The sequence below is a fragment of the Collinsella sp. BIOML-A6 genome, assembly GCF_009875845.1.
Taxonomy (GTDB): Bacteria; Actinomycetota; Coriobacteriia; order Coriobacteriales; family Coriobacteriaceae; genus Collinsella; species Collinsella aerofaciens_H.
Genome location: NZ_WWSL01000015.1, coordinates 41,293 through 60,164, shown reverse-complemented (window position 1 = coordinate 60,164; position 18,872 = coordinate 41,293). Strand labels below are relative to the sequence as shown.

Annotated in this window: 14 protein-coding genes; 6 read left to right on the top strand and 8 right to left on the bottom strand. The window is 62.9% G+C overall.

Going from position 1 to position 18,872, the window contains the following annotated elements; translation table 11 throughout:
- Positions 1-481: 481 nt before the first annotated feature.
- Entirely contained in the window at positions 482-1,369 is an 888-nt protein-coding gene (locus GT495_RS06520) for a GyrI-like domain-containing protein (RefSeq protein WP_161162019.1), read from the top strand.
- Between the two features lie 78 nt (positions 1,370-1,447).
- A complete protein-coding gene (locus GT495_RS06515; protein ID WP_240128127.1) occupies positions 1,448-2,824 on the top strand; it encodes an MFS transporter in 1,377 nt (458 codons plus the stop codon).
- Between the two features lie 451 nt (positions 2,825-3,275).
- On the opposite strand, the gene GT495_RS06510 is transcribed toward GT495_RS06515, so the two are convergent.
- The 5 genes from GT495_RS06510 to GT495_RS06490 all read right to left on the bottom strand — a co-directional run bounded on the left by GT495_RS06510 (position 3,276) and on the right by GT495_RS06490 (position 10,463).
- A complete protein-coding gene (locus GT495_RS06510; protein ID WP_161162018.1) occupies positions 3,276-4,409 on the bottom strand; it encodes an Abi family protein in 1,134 nt (377 codons plus the stop codon).
- 180 nt (positions 4,410-4,589) lie between these two features.
- Positions 4,590-6,737, bottom strand: a complete 2,148-nt coding sequence (locus GT495_RS06505; protein ID WP_161162017.1) for a Tex family protein — start codon at positions 6,735-6,737, stop codon at positions 4,590-4,592.
- A gap of 411 nt (positions 6,738-7,148) precedes the next feature.
- Positions 7,149-8,189 (bottom strand): Gfo/Idh/MocA family protein, encoded by a 1,041-nt coding sequence (locus tag GT495_RS06500; protein ID WP_006235665.1) that lies wholly within the window; start codon positions 8,187-8,189, stop codon positions 7,149-7,151.
- A 69-nt stretch (positions 8,190-8,258) separates the two neighbouring features.
- Complete coding sequence (locus GT495_RS06495; protein WP_117840335.1) at positions 8,259-9,515, bottom strand: MFS transporter; 1,257 nt, start codon at positions 9,513-9,515, stop codon at positions 8,259-8,261.
- A 66-nt stretch (positions 9,516-9,581) separates the two neighbouring features.
- Positions 9,582-10,463: an SDR family NAD(P)-dependent oxidoreductase gene (locus GT495_RS06490; protein ID WP_161162016.1), complete on the bottom strand. Its 882-nt coding sequence runs from the start codon at positions 10,461-10,463 to the stop codon at positions 9,582-9,584.
- 233 nt (positions 10,464-10,696) lie between these two features.
- On the opposite strand from GT495_RS06490, the gene GT495_RS06485 reads away from it, so the two are divergent.
- Positions 10,697-11,575, top strand: a complete 879-nt coding sequence (locus tag GT495_RS06485) for a LysR family transcriptional regulator (protein ID WP_370457609.1) — start codon at positions 10,697-10,699, stop codon at positions 11,573-11,575.
- A gap of 120 nt (positions 11,576-11,695) precedes the next feature.
- Complete coding sequence (locus tag GT495_RS11110) at positions 11,696-12,787, top strand: GGDEF domain-containing protein (protein ID WP_204986894.1); 1,092 nt, start codon at positions 11,696-11,698, stop codon at positions 12,785-12,787.
- A 180-nt stretch (positions 12,788-12,967) separates the two neighbouring features.
- Here GT495_RS11110 and GT495_RS06475 read toward each other — a convergent pair whose 3' ends face one another.
- Genes GT495_RS06475 through GT495_RS06465 form a run of 3 tightly spaced genes read right to left on the bottom strand, consistent with a single transcriptional unit; the run spans position 12,968 to position 17,190 of the window.
- Positions 12,968-14,887, bottom strand: coding sequence for an ABC transporter ATP-binding protein (locus GT495_RS06475; RefSeq protein ID WP_161162014.1), 1,920 nt, complete (start codon positions 14,885-14,887; stop codon positions 12,968-12,970).
- Positions 14,880-16,691: an ABC transporter ATP-binding protein gene (locus tag GT495_RS06470; RefSeq protein ID WP_161162013.1), complete on the bottom strand. Its 1,812-nt coding sequence runs from the start codon at positions 16,689-16,691 to the stop codon at positions 14,880-14,882. The genes GT495_RS06475 and GT495_RS06470 overlap by 8 nt, the downstream gene beginning before the upstream one ends.
- Positions 16,684-17,190, bottom strand: coding sequence for a MarR family winged helix-turn-helix transcriptional regulator (locus GT495_RS06465; RefSeq protein ID WP_156064103.1), 507 nt, complete (start codon positions 17,188-17,190; stop codon positions 16,684-16,686). The genes GT495_RS06470 and GT495_RS06465 overlap by 8 nt, the downstream gene beginning before the upstream one ends.
- Before the next feature lie 479 nt (positions 17,191-17,669).
- On the opposite strand from GT495_RS06465, the gene GT495_RS06460 reads away from it, so the two are divergent.
- Positions 17,670-18,494, top strand: coding sequence for a PfkB family carbohydrate kinase (locus GT495_RS06460; RefSeq protein WP_161162012.1), 825 nt, complete (start codon positions 17,670-17,672; stop codon positions 18,492-18,494).
- Positions 18,487-18,816, top strand: a complete 330-nt coding sequence (locus GT495_RS06455; protein ID WP_192924161.1) for a TIGR04076 family protein — start codon at positions 18,487-18,489, stop codon at positions 18,814-18,816. The genes GT495_RS06460 and GT495_RS06455 overlap by 8 nt, the downstream gene beginning before the upstream one ends.
- Positions 18,817-18,872 lie beyond the last annotated feature (56 nt).

Here is an 18,872-nt window from a genome sequence, read left to right as displayed (position 1 = left end):
GGCTTGCCCGTATCGTAGGCAATGCGCCGAATGCTCGCCATCGAAATTTATCGATGGCCTATTTCAGACTGTAATGGGCCTGCGCCTAAGGCTATTCTGCCATGCCGTGGCGGTCAAGGACCTTCCTTATGGCCTCGTGCGCGGCCAGCCTGACCGCCCCGAGCCTTTCGCCCTCGAGCGGCTCGGGGTGCCGGCGCGGGGGCGACCGCCCGCTCGGCCGCCTCCAGCATGTCCGTGAAGTCGCGGTCCCCGTGGCGTATGCGGAGGGCGACGGTGTTGAGCGCGTGGATGCCCTGGTTGTAATGGACACCCCACTCTCTCATCTCCTTGGCCATGCGCAGGGTGCATCCAGTGTCGAGCAGGATGGGACGGGTCGCCGGCGACGAGCCAGTCATCAAAAACTCTCATTATTTGTCCCTCGGACGCGAGGACTGCGCTACCTTGTTGCCCCATGCTTTCTTTTCGGAAGGACGGTGACCCGATGGGCTGGATAGAGGGCCTCAACGACGCGATGGACTACATAGAGGCGAACCTCGGGGGTGAACTCGACCTCGCCCAGGCGGCGAGGCTCGCCGCCTGCACTGAGGGACAGTTCCGGAGGATGTTCTCCTATATCGCCGACATCGGTCTCGGGGAGTACGTGCGCCGGCGGCGCATCTCCCATGCTGCGCTCGACCTGTCCCGCGGCGAGCGGGTCGTCGATGTCGCGGTCCGGTACGGCTATGGCTCCCCGACCGCATTTAATCGAGCGTTCAGGGACGCCCTCGGGATTTCGCCCAGCGAGGCGAAGCGCCCGGGCGCCCCGCTCTCGGTCTTCCCGAGGCTCTCGTTCTCCCTCACCGTCACGGGCGCTGAGCCCCTACCGTGGAGGATCGTCCCATGGGACGGCATGCGCCTCGTCGGGGTGTCGCTTCCATGCGGGCCGTCCGAGGCGGGCCTCCTCGCCCAGATGGTGGAGGAGGGGAGGGCGGCGCTCGAGATGTTCTGGGGAGGCGCCTCGCGCTCCGGGAGCATCGATGCCTTGCTCGCCCTCGCCGACGGCTCGGGACCCGCAGGGGTTCTCGGGGTCAACGTGTCCGAGGGCGGGGAGTTGAGCTATCGGATAGCGGTGGCGTCCTCGGGGGAGGCCCCCGGCTGGGCGGACGAGATTCACGTCCCCGCCGGCACGTGGGCCGTGTTCGACTGTACCGGGCCATGCGATGTCGCGACCGCTGAGCACTACCGCAGGATCTTTTCCGAGTGGCTCCCGTCCTCGGGCTACGAGCTCGCCGGGGACGTCAGCCTCGAGGTGTACCCGCGCGGCGACTTCTCGTCGAGAGGGTATCGCAGCGAGATCTGGATGCCCGTGGCGAGGAGGCCCAGGGGGTGACCCGTCCTTCCTTTTGTTCGACGCGGGGGATGCCCCGCGGTGCCCGCGCGGGCGGGCACTGAGTAGATAGGAAGAAATATGCAGGAAAAACCGATGGCCGCCCCCGTGCTGGGGGCGGCCGGTAAGTCGACCGTGGCGGGCCTCATGCTCGCCTTGTTCGTCGCGGCGCTCGACTCGACCGTGGTGGCCACTGCCATGCCGACGGTCGCCGCGGCGCTCGGAGGGGAGGCCCACTATGCCTGGCCGATGACCGCCTACCTCTTGGCGAGCACCGTGTCCACCCTCCTGTGCGGAGGGCTGGCGTTCTCGTTCGGCCTCAGGAGGGTGTACGTGGCGGGGCTCGCGCTCTTCGCCGCATCGTCCGTCCTGTGCGCCCTCGCGCCGACGATAGAGGTGCTGGCGGCGTTTCGCCTGCTCCAGGGCGTCGGCGGCGGCATCCTCGAGGCGGGCGTGTTCATCGCTGCGGCGATGATGCTCGAGCCGAGGGACAGGGGGCCGTACCTCGGGGCGGCTTCGGCCATGTACGGGATCGCGAGCGTCGTGGGGCCCGTCATCGGCGGGGCCGTCGCCCAGGGGCTATCCTGGCACGTCATCTTCGTCGTCAACCTCCCCATCTCGATCGTCTCCCTGTTCCTGTCGGGGCACTGCCTGCCCGGCAAGGCTCCTGGGGCCCCGGCGACTGGCTTTGACATTTCGGGGAGCGTCGTCGCCTCGCTGTGCGTCCTGAGCCTCGTCCTCGCCTTCAGCCTGGCGGGCAGCGTCTTCCCCATGGCCTCGCCGCAGTTCGCGGCTCTCGTCGTGCTGTTCCTCGTCTTCACGGTCGCGCTCGCCCGCGTGGAGAGGGGCAAGGCCGCTCCGACCGTGCCCATGGGCCTGTTCCGACGCGGGCAGGTCGTGGCGGGGTTCGCCTCCGGCTTCTGCGTTCAGTTCGCTCTCATGGCGGGCGTTTCCTATCTGCCTAGGCTCCTCCAGGAGGGGCTGGGCATGGCCGCCGCCTCGTCTGGTGCGGCGCTCATCCCCATGACGCTTGCCCTCATGGCCGGCAGCAATGCATCCGGCGCGGCGTTTCGCGCGACCGGGCGGCTCCGCGCCATCGCGACGGCGTCATCCGTCGTCGTCCTTGCCGCGTCGGCGGCGTTCTCTGCGATATCCCCGATGCTAGCGGTCGCCTCCAGCGCCGTCGTCGCGGCGGCGCTGGGTCTCGGTGTCGGCATCGGCATGCCTGTGTCCAATCTTGCCGCCCAGACGGGCGCCGATCCGGCGGACGCCGGGCGCGCCACCTCCATGGCTATGTTCTTCAGAGGCTTCGGCGGCACCGTCTCGGTTGCGGCGTGCGGCATACTTGCCCCCGCCGCGACCGCCGCGGGCACGGCGGCGGTGTTCGGCGCGGTGTGCGTGGCGGCTGTCGCCGGCCTGGCCGTGTCGCGGTTCATCCCGAGGGAGATCGCCTCGTAGGCGTGGCCACTTCTCGGCTCTTTCGCATCGACCTTACGCTCCTCTCCCTGTCCGGCTATACCTCGTTAGCTGCCGACCGCCCGAAGCGGGAGCGGAGGGCGCGCGGGATCCCGCGCGCCGCGAAGGGGGCGAAGGCGCAGCCGACCGGATGTTTCGGGGGAGCTTCGCCGACGTCGCTCTGAGCGGGGGCGGCCGATCCCGAAAGAAGCCGGAAAAGCATCGCGGCCCTTACGGGAAAAGCGGGTCCCGTGACAGGCTGTGCGCACGAGGAATAACCGGCATCCGTCGGCCTCGGCTCATCGCTATTGGGTTGTCTCTGGGGTTCGCTCTATCGGCTTTGCACCCGGCCGAGAGGGCGAAGTCGGGCCCTACTCTGACCACTCGGACTTACTCGAACCTACTCTGTCCGAGCGGGGCCCAAATGGTAAGGGGCAATTAGGGGGCTGAAGAGCTATAGGGAGCTCGAAGAGATGACATCGGCTCCCGAGCGCATGACTTCCCCCAGCATCCTGATTCCTCGGTCAAGCTCTATCTGCTTTTCGAAGTAGTCGGCGTACTCAAGGAAGCGCTCGCGCAGGGTGCGCAGGCCTGCCGCCTTTTCCGACCTCGCGTCCGCATCGCTGACAATTCTATCGAAGCAGAGCACGAGCGCAGTGAAGTCGTGGATGACGGGGAAGCGCTTCGTAAGGGCGACGAGCTCCTGGTCGATTCCGAGCTCCTCCCGCGCGGCCGTCGCGATGGAGCCGACGGGCTTCTGTAGACGCTGCCCGATCGTGTTCAGAACGTTGCCGTTATGAGCGGCCGCGTTGCGCAGAGCCTTCACGGGGAACAGGAGCTGCTTGACGGATTCGGCCTCCTGGCTGCGTTCCCTCCTGAGGTCGTAGAAGTAGAACTTGTAAAGCGCGATGATTCCCCCGAAGGAGACGAGTTCCAGGTAGTTCCAGACGTACATGTCCTCGCGTCTGCCGTACTTATTCGCGAGGTCCCGGGTGTAGTTCGAGTCTCCGAGGTACGAGACGCTGCGCTCGAGGTGCTCCGGGTCTATCCCCAAAGTCTGATCCTCGGCGATGTGGAGCATCTCGAGGAAGAGCATCGCCCGCTCGCTGCCGCCCACCCCATCTAGCCGGTCGGCGATGGCCTTCATCCTCTCGACGGTGGCTTCTGACCCGCTTGGATCGAACCGCTCCTCCAGCATCCTCTCCTTACGCAGCCTTTCGTGGGCGAAAAGGAGGTCGAGGACTTCCTTCCCGTCGGCGCCGTCGTCCATCATCGTCCGGTTTAGATGGACCTTCATGTAGTGCTCGATGTCAAGTGTCATCGAGAGGATGTGCTCGCGGAGGTGGTGGTCGAGTCTGGTGAGCTCGGTGAGGTAGGCGAAGTCTAGGTTGACGTAGCGTCCGTAGCCCTCCGACGCGGGGCTACGATACGTTGAGAAGCACTTCGCAAACGCCTTGACCTTGAAGAAGAAGTTCTTGTCGCGGAGGAACGCGACTGCATCCTTGGGGCTCATTATGTCGAAGCGGACGCCCCGCTCTGCGAGGTGGGCGACCTGTTGTTCTGCCGGGATGAGCGGGCGCTCCTTCATGATCGTTCCTCCAAAACGAAAAATGCGGCTGTAGGTACAGGTACCCGCAGCCGCTAAAAGCCCGAAGGCTTTTCACACTGCGGACAGTATACCCCACTTTGCCGAAGGGGCAAAGAGCGCGGGGAACGCCCGCCCTCTTTGCGACACTTGCCGCGAAGAGGGGATATCCGCTTTGGCGGTTTACTTTCCTTGCACCATGGTGAGGGAGATCTTCTTGCGGTCGCGATCGACCTTCTCGACCCACACCTTGACCGTGTCGCCGACGCGCACCACGTCGCTCGGGTGCTTGACGAAGCGGTTGGCCAGCTTGGAGATATGCACGAGGCCGTCCTGGTGCACGCCCACGTCGACGAAGGCGCCAAAGTCGACGACGTTGCGCACCGTGCCCTTGAGCTCCATGCCGGGCTCCAGATCGTCGATGGAAAGCGCCGAGCGGCTAAAGACCACCTCGGGCGCGTCGTCGCGCGGGTCGCGGCCGGGCTTCTTGAGCTCGTTGACAATGTCGATGAGCGTGAGGGTGCCGCAGTCCAGGTCGCTAGCCAGCGTCGAGATGCTGCCCAAACGGCGCTCGATGTCGGGTACGCCGCCGCGGCTGAGCTCACTGGCCGCCACGCCGGCGCGTTCCAAGACGGATGTGGCTACCTCGTAGCTCTCGGGGTGGACGCTTGTCGCGTCGAGCGGGTTCTTGCCGCCGCTGATGCGCAGAAAGCCCGCGGCGTTGAGATATGCCTTGGGTCCCAGCTTGGGGACCTTCTTGAGCTGGCGGCGATCGGTAAAGGCGCCGTTTTCCTCGCGGTACGCCACGATGTTCTTGGCCACGTTCGGCGTGATGCCCGATACGTATCCCAGCAGGCTCGCACTCGCGGTGTTCACGTCGACGCCCACGCGGTTGACGACGTCCTCCACCACGTGGCCCAGGGTGCGCGAGAGCTCGGCCTGGTCAAGGTCGTGCTGGTACTGGCCCACGCCGATGGACTGGGGCGGAATCTTGACGAGCTCTGCCAACGGGTCCTGCAGGCGGCGGCCCAGGCTCATGGCGCCGCGCACGGTGACGTCCAGATCGGGATATTCCTGGCTGGCGAGCTCGGAAGCGGAGTACACCGACGCGCCGGCCTCGTTAACGATGGTGTAGCGAAGGCTGGGTGCCTGCTCGGCAATGAACTCCGAGACGACTTCCTCGGTCTCGCGGCTGGCGGTGCCGTTGCCGATGACGATGGTGTTGACGCCGTCCTTCTTGACGAGGCGAGCGAGCTCGCGCTTGTTGCCGGCGACGTCGTGGCGTGGCTTGGTGGGATAGACCACGCCGTGGTCGAGCAGCTTGCCGGTCTCGTCCATGACGGCGACCTTGCAGCCGGTGCGGTAGCCCGGATCGAGCGCGAGCACGCGGGCGCCGCGCACGGGGCGTGCCGAGAGCAGGCTCTCAAGATTCTTGGCAAAGACGTTGATGGCCTCGGTCTGGGCGCGGACGGTGAGCTTGGCACGGGCCTCGCGCTCCAGCGAGGGAGCCATGAGGCGCTTGTAGCCGTCGGCGATAGCGGCGTCAAAGACGGGCGCGAACACGCCCTGGCGACGGGGCCAGCGGCTGCCGAGGCGCGCCGTGGCGGCAGCGCCGTCGACGTTCACGCGCACGCGGAGCTTGCCCTCGCGCTCACCGCGGTCGATAGCCAGCACGCGGTGGTTGGGTATGCGGCGCAGTGGCTCGTCAAAGTTGTAGTAGGGCTCGTAGGGAGTCTTTTCGGCGGGGTCGGTGGCCTCGACGACGATGTCGGCGGTGTTTTGCGTAAAGGCGCGCAGGTCGGCGACGTTCTCGGGGTCTTCGGCCACCGTCTCGGCCACGATGTCGGCAGCGCCGGCGAGCGCCTTCTCGGGCGTGTCGAAGCCGGCCTCATCGTTGACGTATGCCGCGGCGGCGTCGAGTGCGCTGCCCCTGGCCGAGGCCTGCATGATGATCATGTTGGCGAGCGGCTCCAGGCCGGCCTCGCGGGCCTTTTGCGCGCGGGTCATGCGCTTTTTGCGGTAGGGCTTGTAGAGGTCCTCGACACGCTGGAGCTGCGTGGCCTCGCGAATTTGCTGTTCGAGTTCGGGCGTGAGTTTGCCCTGGGCGTCGATGAGCAGAATGACGTCCTCTTTGCGCTGCTCAAGATTGCGCAGGTAGGACAGGCGCTCGTCGAGGGCGCGCAGGGCGACGTCGTCCATGCCGCCCGTGGCTTCCTTGCGGTAGCGCGAGATAAAGGGGATGGTGTTGCCCTCGTCGATGAGCTTGACGGCTGCCTCGACATTGACGGCCTTAAGGTTGAGCTCGCGGGCGAGCTGGGCGATAAGATCCATGAAACTCCTTGCGTTTGAGGTGCGTTTGCAGCACAGGGCTACCAAGGATACCACCCGTTCCAAAAGACTGTTTTGGGCCCGCGCCACGAAAACGGCCTATCTACTACGTTTGAACAGCATGGGTCGACCATCCCCCGGTTTTCCGAGAATACGCAAGCCGTCTACCTGCGGTTTTTATTTCGCGAAATTCGGCATGGTTGAGGACGATCGGTTAAACGTAGTAGATAGGCGCATTCCGTGGCGAACGAATCAAGCAGAGGTGCAAAATGGCCCCCGTCTCAGAAAAATCGTCGGCAAGGTAGCAAAAAGCCCCGCGGGCAGGAGGCTGCTCGCGGGGCAAAGAAGAGGGGCATATTTGTGGCGGACCGAAGGGTTCGGCATGGGGTTTCTGTCGCGGCTGCTCTTAAGGCATTACAGCTCGACGAGCTGGCCGGTCTCGGCGGCCTCCTTGATGGCGTTGAGAAGCGTGAGCGTCTTAACGTTGTCGGCGGGGGTCACGACGGGCTCGACCTCGCGGCGAACGACCTTCACAAAGTGCTTGAGCTGCATCTTGTGCGGCAGCGCCGGGTCCACAGCCGGGATTTCCATCTGCAGCGGCTTGTGCCAGTTGGAGGCGCCGTCGTAGGAGAACTGGTGTAGGCGGGGCAGCGAAAGGGCGCCCTTAGTGCCGCCGATAAAGTAGGCGTCGGCGTCGAAGGGGCGGTACTGCGGATCCTCGCGAGCGGTGGCCTCCCAGTTCCAGGGGCTGGCGGTGGCGTCGGAGATGGTCATGCTCGCAAGCGCGCCATCGGCAAAACGGACGTTGACCACGGCGGAGTCCTCGGTCTCAAAACCGCGGGCGGCGCTGGACTGCATGCCCTGGACGGCAACGGGCTCGCCCAGCAGGTAACGGAGCAGGTCGACGTCGTGCACCAGGTTGACCAGGATCGGGCCGGCACCCTTCTTGCGGCGCCACTCGACGTCGAAGTACTCGTCGTTCTTATAGATCATGTAGTGGAAGCTCGACACGGTGAGCTTGCCCAGCTCGCCGGACTCGATGATCTCCTTGGCTTTGTTGACGAAGGGATTGTGGCGACGGTGCTGGCCCACGAGCACGGGCACGCCGGCGGTCTCGGCCTCGGCGGCAAAGGCCTGGGCATCCTCGAGGTCGTTGGAGATCGGCTTCTCGACCAGCGGCACAATATTGCGCTTCACGGCCTCGCGGGCAACGCCCAGGTGCAGGTCGTTGGGGGTGGCGATGATGACGGCCTCGGGCTTGACCTCGTCCATCATCTGGGCGGGATCGGTGTAAAACGGCACGCCGGCGGCCTCGGCCGTGGCGCGGGCGCCCTCAAAGGCGTCGGCGATGGCGACGAGCTCGGCCTCGGGCTCCTCGGTGACAAAGCGGATGTGGTTGCGGCCCATGGCGCCGGCGCCGATAACGGCAATGCGGACGGGATTGAGCTCAGACATTTTGACTCCTTAATACTGGTGACCGGTGGAATGCGACAAAGGGACAGTCCCTTTGTCGCATCGGTAAAACTAGGCGGACTTCTTCTTGCTGTCGGAGACCATCATGTAGACGGTGAGCACGACGGCGATGGCGGCGATCACAATGGCGCCGTAGAAGGACTGCTGGTAGGCGGCGCTGCCGGCCTCGGCGTGATACAGCACAGCGGTGATGGGCTGGCTGATCCAGGTGGAAGCGGCATAACCCAAAAACATGATGCCGTAGTTGACGCCGATGTTGCTGGTGCCAAAGGCGCCACCGGTGAGCGGCGGGTAGATGACGAGCAGGGCGCCAAAGCTAAAGCCGAGCAGGGCGAGCGCCACAAAGAACATGCTCTGCGTAAAGCTCATCGACATGATGACGAGCGCGACGATGGTGACGACAAGGCTGATGAGCAGCGACTTGTAGGCACCGAGCTTGTCGATGATCTGGCCAAAGGACAGACGACCAACCAGGTTGGCGCAGGTGTTGACGGAGACGACCACGCCGCCGAGGGCGACGGCCGCGGCGCTCGTGGGGTCGGCGAAGAGCTGGACGGCGGCGATGGAGGCAACCTTGCCCACGAGCAGGGTGCCCGCGGTGGCGGCAAAGGCGAAGGTGACGATGAGGACCCAGAAGCGCGGGGTCTTAACCATCTCGCCCGGGGTGAGGTCGCCGAAGGTGCCGGCGTGTGCGCCGCCCTTGGGGGCCTCGAAGCCCTCGGGCAGCCAACCGGCCTCGGGGGCCTTCAGGAACAGGGCGGAGGCGGCGATCATCACAAAGAAGATGACGCCGAGCGCCTTAAGGGCGCCAAAGATGCCCAGACTCGGGATGAGAAGCGAGGCGAGCACCGGGGACAGTACGGCGGGACCGGCGGTCGAAGCGGCCAGGGTGATGCCGGAGGCGAGACCCTTCTTGTCGATGAACCACTTTTGGCCGGTGGTGAGCGCCGGGTTGTAACCCAGGCCGTTGCCGATGGCGGCGACGAGCGAGAACCACAGGTAGAACTGCCACGGCTCGGTGACGGTGCCGGACATGAACCAGCCCACGCCGTAGCACACAGCGGCGGCGATCACGACGTTGCGCGGACCGATCTTATCGGAGATGCGGCCGGCGAAGATGCCCGTCACGGCCATGATGGTCTGGAAGACCGGGAAAGCCCAGGTAAGGGCGCTCGACCACTCGGGGTAGACGGCGAGCAGGTTCTTGCTCACGACGGAATACAGCGCGATGGAGCTGATGAAGAACATGGTGACGCACGCGGCGGAAAGCACGACGGCGCGACCCTTGTTGGAGTTGGTGGAAGCCATTGGACTCTTTCTAATCGATACGGGGGAGGAGCGGGCGTGTCCGCGGGACCTCCCTGTCAGGTTGGTTTACTGGTCAGTCGGCTTGGCGACGCCGGACTCATCGGACCAGAGCTCGACACCCTTGTTCTTAAGGTAGTTGTCGGCATAGGCGCGACGGCCGCCGGGCTTGGCGGTGAGGTCGCCCATCATGTTGGAGAAGCCGCCATCGACCTTGATGGCGTCGCCGGTGGTAAAGTCCGAGCGCGTGGACGCCAGGAACATGACGGCGTTGGCGATATCGTTGACCTCGCCGATGCGGCGCGTGGCAATGAGGCGGCTGCGGCTCTTTTCGACTTCGGGGTCGGCGTAGAAGTTGGCTGACATCGGGGTCTTAACGAAGCAAGGCTCGACGCAGTTGGAGCGGACGCCGTAGGGGCCCCACTCGGCGGCGAGCATCTTGGACATCATGTTGACGCCGGCCTTGGTGGAGCTGTACACGCCCGAGAACGTCTCGGGGGAGTGGCTGGCGACGGTCGAGATGTGCACCAGGCGGCCCTGGCCGGCCTTGATCATCTCGCGACCAAAGCGCTGCGAGGTGATGAAGTAGCCGGTGAGATTGACGTTGAGCACCTGCTCCCAGTCGCTTAGCGGCAGGTCCTCCATGGCGGCGAAGCGCAGGATGCCGGCGGTGTTGACGAGGACGTCGACGCGGCCGAAGTTGGCGATGGTGGCGTCGACGGCAGCCTGGACCTCGGCCTCGTTGGTGGCGTTCATCTTGTAACCCTCGGCGTGGATGCCAAACTCGGCAGCGAGGTCGGCGGCAGCGGCCTTGACCTTCTCCTCGTCCAGGTCGAGCATGACGACGTTGGCGCCATTGCGGGCGAACTCGCGGCAGATCTCGGCACCCATACCGCCGAGCGCGCCGGTCACGGCGCAGACATCGCCCTCGAGCTTAAGCCAATTGCTCATAGGAACTTCCCTTCTTGTGCCTCCCGGTGGGTCGCTCCTATTAATCGACCCACGTGGTTTTCGCTGGTTATCGTATGCTTTGCATTTGCGCAGGTGAATTGCATATTTGTTAGAATGGCGTTAACCGTAGGTTTACACTATGCAATGCAGTTTATGCTCAACTGAGCGCGTGACCTGCGAAAGCAACCCCCTGTGGCATCATGTGGCCACAGGCGCGAAAACGGGAGATTGACGTGTACGATCGACGACTTGAGGCCATATCGGCCGCCGCGGAGCTGGGAAGCTTCTCGCGTACGGCGGCGAAGCTGCGCGTGTCGACGCCGGCACTCGTTAAGCAGGTATCGGGTTTTGAGGCGGAGTTTGGTATTACGCTGTTCGAGCGCTCGCATTCGGGCGTCAAGGTGACGCCGGCGGGTGCGTTACTGGTAGACGACGCGCGCTCGATCATGCGCCAGTCCGAGGACGCCCTGCGCCGTGCCCGACGTGCGGCGGGTGATGGCGGTGCCGTGCGCCTGGGCGTGTCGATGATGTGCCCGGGGCGCCAGACGCTTTCGATGTGGACGGGCGTGCACGAGCTGGAACCGTCGCTGCGATTTGAGATCGTGCCGGTGAGCGACCTCTACGACGAGCGCGAATCCGTCATGTGCAGCCTTGGTCGCGAGGTCGATGTGGTGCAGTCGAGTTTTTCGACCCCGCGCTGGGGCGACGCATGCCAAAAGCTCCGCATTGTCAACGTGCCGTTTTATATCGACCTGCCGCGCACGAGCCCGCTGGCGCGCAAGACGCGCATCACGGTCGCCGACTTAGAGGGCATGCGCCTGCGCGTGCTCCGTCACGGCAACGATGCCATGGACAGCCTGCGTATCGACCTGTTAGCCGACGGCGGCGTGGACGTGATCGATGTGGACAGCTTCGACTTTGCGCTCTTTAACGAGGCGGAGGAAAAGGGCGACGCGGTGCTCACCTGCGGCGCGTGGTCGGGGGTACACCCGGCCTTTGTGGGCGTACCGTTCCTGTGCGGCCGCGAGGTGCCGGTCTTTCTGCACTACCCGCTCGAGCCCACCCTCCAAGTACAAAAATTCGTGAACGCCATGGCTCAGCTTCTCAAATAGCTATCGTGTCGATGATTCTTTAATCCCCGTCCTAGAAAAATCATCTGGTAGAGTTGACCCCGCATGATTTACAAGACGCTATGCGCCACCTACTCTTTTGTCATTTAGGGGATTGAACTTGTGAATACTTCTGTCGCCAAGAAAGCCAGCCGGGCGGTGCGCTTGCTCATGATGGTGCTCACGGCAGTTCTCATCTTCTTCTTCATCAATGTTATGCTGCTCGTCTCCGATATTCAGGGCACGGCACGCGTGGTCAACTACGCCGGTCTGGTGCGCGGCACCACGCAGCGAATCGTTAAGCTCGAGGATGCAGGCCAGCCTCGAGATGACCTGCTCAGAGCCGTTGATTCATACATTAACGGTTTGCGTTACGGAAGTGATGACCTCAACCTCGTCCGTCTCGACGACGACGAGTATCAGGCAAAGATGACCGAGCTTGCAAACTATTATGATGAGCTTTGCGCCGAGATCATCCGCGTGCGCGAAGTCGGCTACGAGAACACCGACATCATCGCCATGAGTGAGGAGTTCTTTGGCATTTGCGACGATGCTACGCGACTCGCAGAGGACTACTCTCAGGAGAAGGCGTCGGCGCTCAACTATCTCGAGGGCTTGGTGATTATCGACATCGTGGGCTTGGTGGCGACCTTTGCGGTCGAACTTGTTCGCGCGGTGCGCACTGCCGCACTCAATCGCGAGCTGCAGAACAAAGTCTATCTCGACGAAGCCACAGGACTGCCCAACAAGAACAAGTGCGAGGAGATCTTGGGGCAGGAGCATCCCGTTTCCGCTGAAGCGCCCGTTGCGCTGTGCGTCTTCGATCTTAACAATCTGCATACGGTCAATAACAGCTTTGGTCACGAGAAGGGCGACGAATATATCCGTTCTTTTGCCCAGCAGCTGGGGCGCGTGGCGTCGGAGACCTGCTTTGTGGGCCGCGACGGCGGCGATGAGTTTATCGCGGTGCTGTGGGATGCCGATCGAGCTGCCGTGGAGTCCTTTCTCGCTCGGGTTCGTGCGAACATGAACGAGCATTCCGAAGCTCACTCCGACATGCATATCAGCTATGCGGTGGGCTACGCGCTTTCCAGTGATTTTGATGAACCGCCTACGATGCGCGAGCTCTTTTCCCGGGCCGACAAAAACATGTACATCGACAAGAACCGCGCAAAGACAGCCGAGGCAGCCGGGCCGCAACGCGAGGAACGGTAAGCTTGCAACAGAGGGCATAGAAAAGCCTCCGCAGCTCGTGTGGCTGCGGAGGCTTTATTCGTTGCGGCGCATTGTGTTTGGGTCGTTGAGATGAGTCGATTTGCCCCGAAAGAGGAGGGCATTGACCTTAGGGTCATGCCCGACGAATGAGCGGCAAATCGGCCATCTCGGCGGGCCGAACTACTCCAGCTCAAACGCTCCGGTGTAGAGCTGGTAGTAATATCCGCGCTTGGCGATCAGCTCGTCGTGGTTGCCACGTTCGATGATGCGGCCGTGGTCCAGGCAGATGATCGCGTCGGAGTTGCGCACGGTGGACAGGCGGTGCGCGATGACAAACGTCGTGCGACCCTCCATGAGCTTGTCCATGCCCGCCTGCACGATAGCCTCGGTGCGGGTGTCGATGGAGCTCGTGGCCTCGTCCAGGATCATCGCCGGCGGATCGGCGACGGCAGCGCGTGCGATCGAGATCAACTGACGCTGGCCCTGTGACAGCTGGGCGCCGTTGCCGGTGAGCATGGTGTCGTAGCCGTCGGGCAGGCGGGTGATAAAATCGTCCGCGCCCGCGAGCTTGGCCGCCGCGATGCACTCCTCGTCGGTCGCATTCAGGTTGCCGTAGCGGATGTTGTCCATCACGGTGCCGGTGAACAGGTTCACGTCCTGCAGCACCACGCCCAGCGAACGGCGCAGGTCGGCCTTGCGGATCTTGTTGACGTTGATGCCGTCGTAGCGGATCTTGCCATCGGCAATGTCGTAGAAGCGGTTGATGAGGTTGGTGATGGTCGTCTTGCCGGCACCGGTGGCGCCGACAAACGCGACCTTCTGACCCGGCTTGGCGTACACGGATACGCCGTGCAGCACCTCGTGGTCGGGCGTGTAGCCAAAGTCCACGTTGTCCATGACCAGGTCGCCACGCAGCGGCACGTACTCGATCTCGCCGGTCGCGCGGTGCGGATGCTTCCACGCCCACATGCCGGTGTGGTGGTCGGCCTCCTCGAGCTGCCAGGTGTCGGGGTTGACCTGCGCGTTGACAAGCGTCACGTAGCCCTCGTCGGCCTCGGGCTCCTCGTCGAGCAGCTCAAAGATACGCTCGGTGCCGGCAAGGCCCATGACCACGGCGTTGATCTGCATCGAGATTTGGCCGATCTGGCCGCAGAACTGCTTGGTCATGTTGAGGAACGGTACCACCACGGCGATCGAGAGCGGCAGGCCCGAGATGCTCAGGTTGGGCACGCCCAGCGCCAGGAAGATACCGCCTGCCAGCGCGACCAGCACGTAGAGCAGGTTGCCCAGGTTCATGAGGACCGGCATTAGAATGTTGGCGTACATGTTGGCCTTCTGCGAGACCTCGAAGAGCTTCTCATTGCGCTCGTCAAAGTCGGCCTCGGCGGCGGCCTCGTGGCAGAACGCCTTGACGACCTTCTGGCCGTTCATGACTTCCTCGATATGGCCCTCGACCACGCCGAGCTCGGTCTGCTGCGCGATAAAGAAGCGCGCGGAGTTGGAGCCGAGCAGCTTGGTCATAAAGGTCATAAACGCGACGCCGGCGATGATGACCATGCACATCCACACGCTGTAATACAGCATGATAAAGAACACGGTGACGATGACGATGATCGTCATGAGCAGGTTGGGCAGCGACTGGCTGATCATCTGGCGCAGCGTGTCGATGTCGTTGGTGTAGTGGCTCATGATGTCGCCGCGCTGATGCGTGTCGAAGTAGCGGATTGGCAGGTCCTGCATGCGGTTGAACATCTTCTCGCGCAGCTTCTCGAGCGAGCCCTGCGTGATGACGGCCATGGCGCGGTTCCAGAAGAGCGAAGATGCGACGCCCACGGCGTAGATGCAGCAGAGTGTAGTCACAAGTTTCAGAATTTTGGGCTGCGCGGCCGTCCAGTCGCCCGACTGCCATGATTCGCTGATGACCTGCAGCGCGCTTTGGAGAAACGTCGCGCCGATGGAGTTGATGACGGCACAGAGCACCACGCCGGCGACGACGAGGGGCAAAAGCACCGGGTAGAAGCTAAAGAGCGTCTTGATGAGGCGCGACATGGTGCCGCCCTTGCGGTTGAGCGCGCGCTCGGCGGTAGTTACCTTACTCATGTGCCTCGCCTCCTTCCTGGGTCTGAGCTTGCGATGCAGATGCCTCGGTGCCGGCTGCAGCGTCCTCGCCCTCGGCGCTCATCTTGTTCTGCGAGGTAAAGGTCTCGCGGTAGATCTCGCTCGTCTGGAGCAGCTCGTCGTGGTTGCCGATGTCCTTGATGCGGCCGCCCTCCATGACGATGATGCGATCGGCATCCTGCACGGAGCTAATGCGCTGGGCGATGATGAGCTTGGTCGTGTTGGGCAGATAGCTCGCCAGGCCCTCGCGGATCTTGGCGTCGGTCTTGGTGTCGACGGCGCTCGTGGAGTCGTCCAGGATCAAGATCTTGGGGCGACGCAGCAGGGCACGCGCGATGCAAAGGCGCTGCTTCTGGCCGCCGGAAACGTTGGATCCGCCCTGCTCAATCCAGGTGTCGTAGCCCTTGGGGAAGCCGTCGACAAACTCGTCGGCGCAGGCCAGATGTGCGGCCTCGCGGACTTCCTCGTCGGTGGCGTTCGGGTCGCCCCAGCGCAGATTCTCGGCGATGGTGCCGCTAAACAGCACGTTTTTCTGCAGCACCATGGCTACCTGGTGGCGCAGCGCGTCCAGATCGTAGTTGCGTACGTCCACGCCGCCGACGCGCACGGTGCCCTCGGTGACATCGTACAGGCGGGCGATCAGGTTCACGAGCGTCGACTTGGCCGAGCCGGTGCCGCCGATAATACCGATGGTCTCGCCGCTTTTAATATGCAGGTCGATATCGTCGAGCGCCTGGCGGCGGGCATGCTCGGAGTACTTAAAGCTCACGTGGTCAAAGTCGATGGAGCCGTCGGCAACCTCGAGCACGGGCTCGGTCGGGTTGGCGATCATGGGCTCGGCGGCCAGGACCTCGGTGATGCGGTGCGCCGACTCGTCGGCCATGGTCACCATGACAAAGATCATCGACAGCTGCATCAGGCTCATGAGGATCTGGAAGCCATAGGTAAAGATGGATGAGAGCTGTCCAACGTCGAACAGGGTGCCCTGGCTCGTGATGATGAGCTTGGAGCCCAGGTAGATGATGACGACAAATGCGCCGTTGACGCAGATGTTCATCATGGGGTTGTTAAAGGCGAGCAGCTTTTCGGCGCGGGTGAAGTCCATCTGGACGTCGCGCGCGGCGGTGGCGAACTTCTCTTTCTCGTAGTCCTGGCGCACGTAACTCTTGACCACGCGCATGCCGGTGACGTTTTCCTCGACGGACTCGTTGAGCGCGTCGTACTTGTGGAATACGCGGGCAAAGATCGGGCGCACCTTATAGATGATAAAGAATAGGCCAAAGCCCAGCAGCGGAATGATGACCAGGTAGACCATGGCGACGCTACCGCCCATGGCGTAGGCCATGGCAAAGGCGAAGACCAACACCAGCGGTGAGCGCACGGCGATGCGGATGAGCATCATAAAGGCCTGCTGCACGTTGTTGATGTCGGTGGTGAGGCGGGTGACGAGCGAGGGGCTCGAGAACTCGTCGATGTTGGCGAAGCTGAACGTCTGGATCTTGTAGAACAAGTCGCGACGCAGGTTCTTGGCAAAGCCGCAGCTGGCATGGCTGCAGGTGATGCCCGCAACGGCGCCAAAGGCGAGCGACGTCAGCGCAATGAGCACCAGAAAGCCGGCGGTGGGCAGCATCTGGGCGACGGTGGCACCGTCTTTGATGGCGTCGATCATGTCGGCGGTGATAAACGGGATCATCATTTCGCAGATTACCTCGCCAAGCACGAGCAACGGCGTGGCAATGGTGACTTTCATATAGTCGCGGATGCTGCCCATGAGGGTTTTAATCATCCAGTTCCTCCCAGGTTACGCGGATTTTTTCGAGCATCTCGGCGAGCTGTTCGCGCTCGTCGTGCGTAAGGGCGCTAAAGGCCTGTTCCCTAAAGCGAATGCGGGCCGCCTGGTCGATACGGGCGTTTTCCCGGCCGGTTTCGGTCAGGCGAATGGTGAGTTGCCGTCGATCCTTGGGGTTACGGCTGCGTTCGATGAGGCCGTTGACCTCGAGCTTGGACAAGATCTCGGAAAGCGACCCCGGCTTGAGGTCAAAGTGCATGCCGAGTTCCTGCTGAGACATCTCGCCGCCGGGCTGCTTTGCCAGCAGGCAGATGATGGGCGCCTTGCCGGACACGCCTCCGCCATGAAAATGCATGTAATGGCCGCAAAAACCCAAGCCGCTCAGGATGCGCTTGGCGAGTTTGTCTTCGGCGCTGACCGCTTCGGGTACATCCGCCGGCTGTGACGGGTCGCCACCGGGCTCGTGCGAACAAAGGCTCAGAGGTTCATCGCACATGAATTAATGTTGCTCCTTTCTTTAGTTAGGTAGTGGAATTGTTTTGTGCCTAACCAATCTAGGGGCGCATGGATTAATTGTCAAGGTACCAAACTAGCCGTTACGCGGTTTTACCAAACGCCGTAACTGCTCGACGCTGCAAGCCCGCCAGAGCGGCAATCTGCCCTTCAACTTCGGCGGCATGACCAGAAGGTAACATCGGCGTTGCCCGACTAGTCGCTTTGGCACTTGGGGACGTTCCTTTTGTGCCGGCACTCGGGGACACTCCTTGCACCATTTGCCGGTGATTTGTAGTAGTCGTTGGGGACGTTCTTGTTTGACTAGTCATTTAAGAACGTCCCCAACGACTACTTCGTTTTCGTAACCTTTCCGCAACAATTTGCCCGTCGTGCTGCTCGACTCCGCTCACAACGTCTCCTGCGCTACACTTAGTCGCACTGTGGCGCTGCTGCGCCGTGCCCGAACCAAGGGGGACACTCATGAAGAACACTCAGCTGCTGCTGATCAACGATATGTGCGGCTACGGCAAGGTCGCGCTTTCCGCCATGCTGCCGGTGCTGTCGCACATGGGTTACCGTATCCACAATCTGCCGACGGCACTTGTGTCCGATACGCTCAACTATCCCAAGTTCTACATTCACGACACCACCGAGTACGTGCGCCAAAGCCTCGCTATCTGGGAGGAGCTCGGCTTTGAGTTCGACGCCATCTCGACCGGCTTTATCGTGACCGAGGAAGAGGCGCGCATCATCTCGGACTTTTGCCACCGCCGCGCGCAAAAGGGCACCAAGGTTTTCGTCGACCCCATCATGGCAGACAATGGCAAGCTCTACGCCGGCGTGCCCGAGTCGACCATCGGCCTTATGCGCAGTCTGGTCGAGTGCGCAGACTACGCGGTGCCCAACTATACCGAGGCGTGCCTGCTTACCGATAGGCCTATGGCCGAAGAGATTACACCCGATGAGGCCCGCGCCCTTGTGGACACCGTGCGTGAGCTGGGTGCCAAGTCCGTGGTCATTACGAGCGCCGTAGTCAATGGCACGAACGCGGTTATCGGTTACGACCATGTGGCGGGGGAGTACTTTACGATTCCCTTTGAGCTCATTCCGACCTATTTCCCGGGCACGGGCGACACGTTCTCGGCGGTGCTCGTAGGCCGCGTTATGGCAGGTTGGAGTCTGCAGCGCGCGACGTCCGATGCCATGCGTGTGGTGGCTGAGCTTATCGAGCGCAATGCCGACCAAGAGGACAAGTCGGCCGGCCTTCCCATCGAGGCATGCCTGGACGTGATTGACCATGAGTAATGCCGACGAGGGCGGCGTCAAGCCTGCGGGCGAGAACAGACCGCTCGGCGCGCCGCGTGGCAAGCGTCCTCGTATCCGCGTGAGCTGCGTGGACCAGCTGGGTGCGTGCCGCTGCCACCATGGTCACAAGCCGGGCGACGTTTTTGACTTCGACCGAGACCGCGGCAAGATGTGCTCCATGGCCTGTCACGTGGGCTTTCCCTATATCGATATCCTGCGCTACGGCGGAACCGTGCCTGGCAACGAGCCTGGTACGGCAAAGTTCTGCTGCCCCGAGGTCGATACGCTGAACGTCTGGCTTGCCGAGATCGTCGACGAGTAGCCGAGTGTGACAAAGGGACAGTCCCTTTGTCACACTCGGCGGTGGACGTGCCTCTT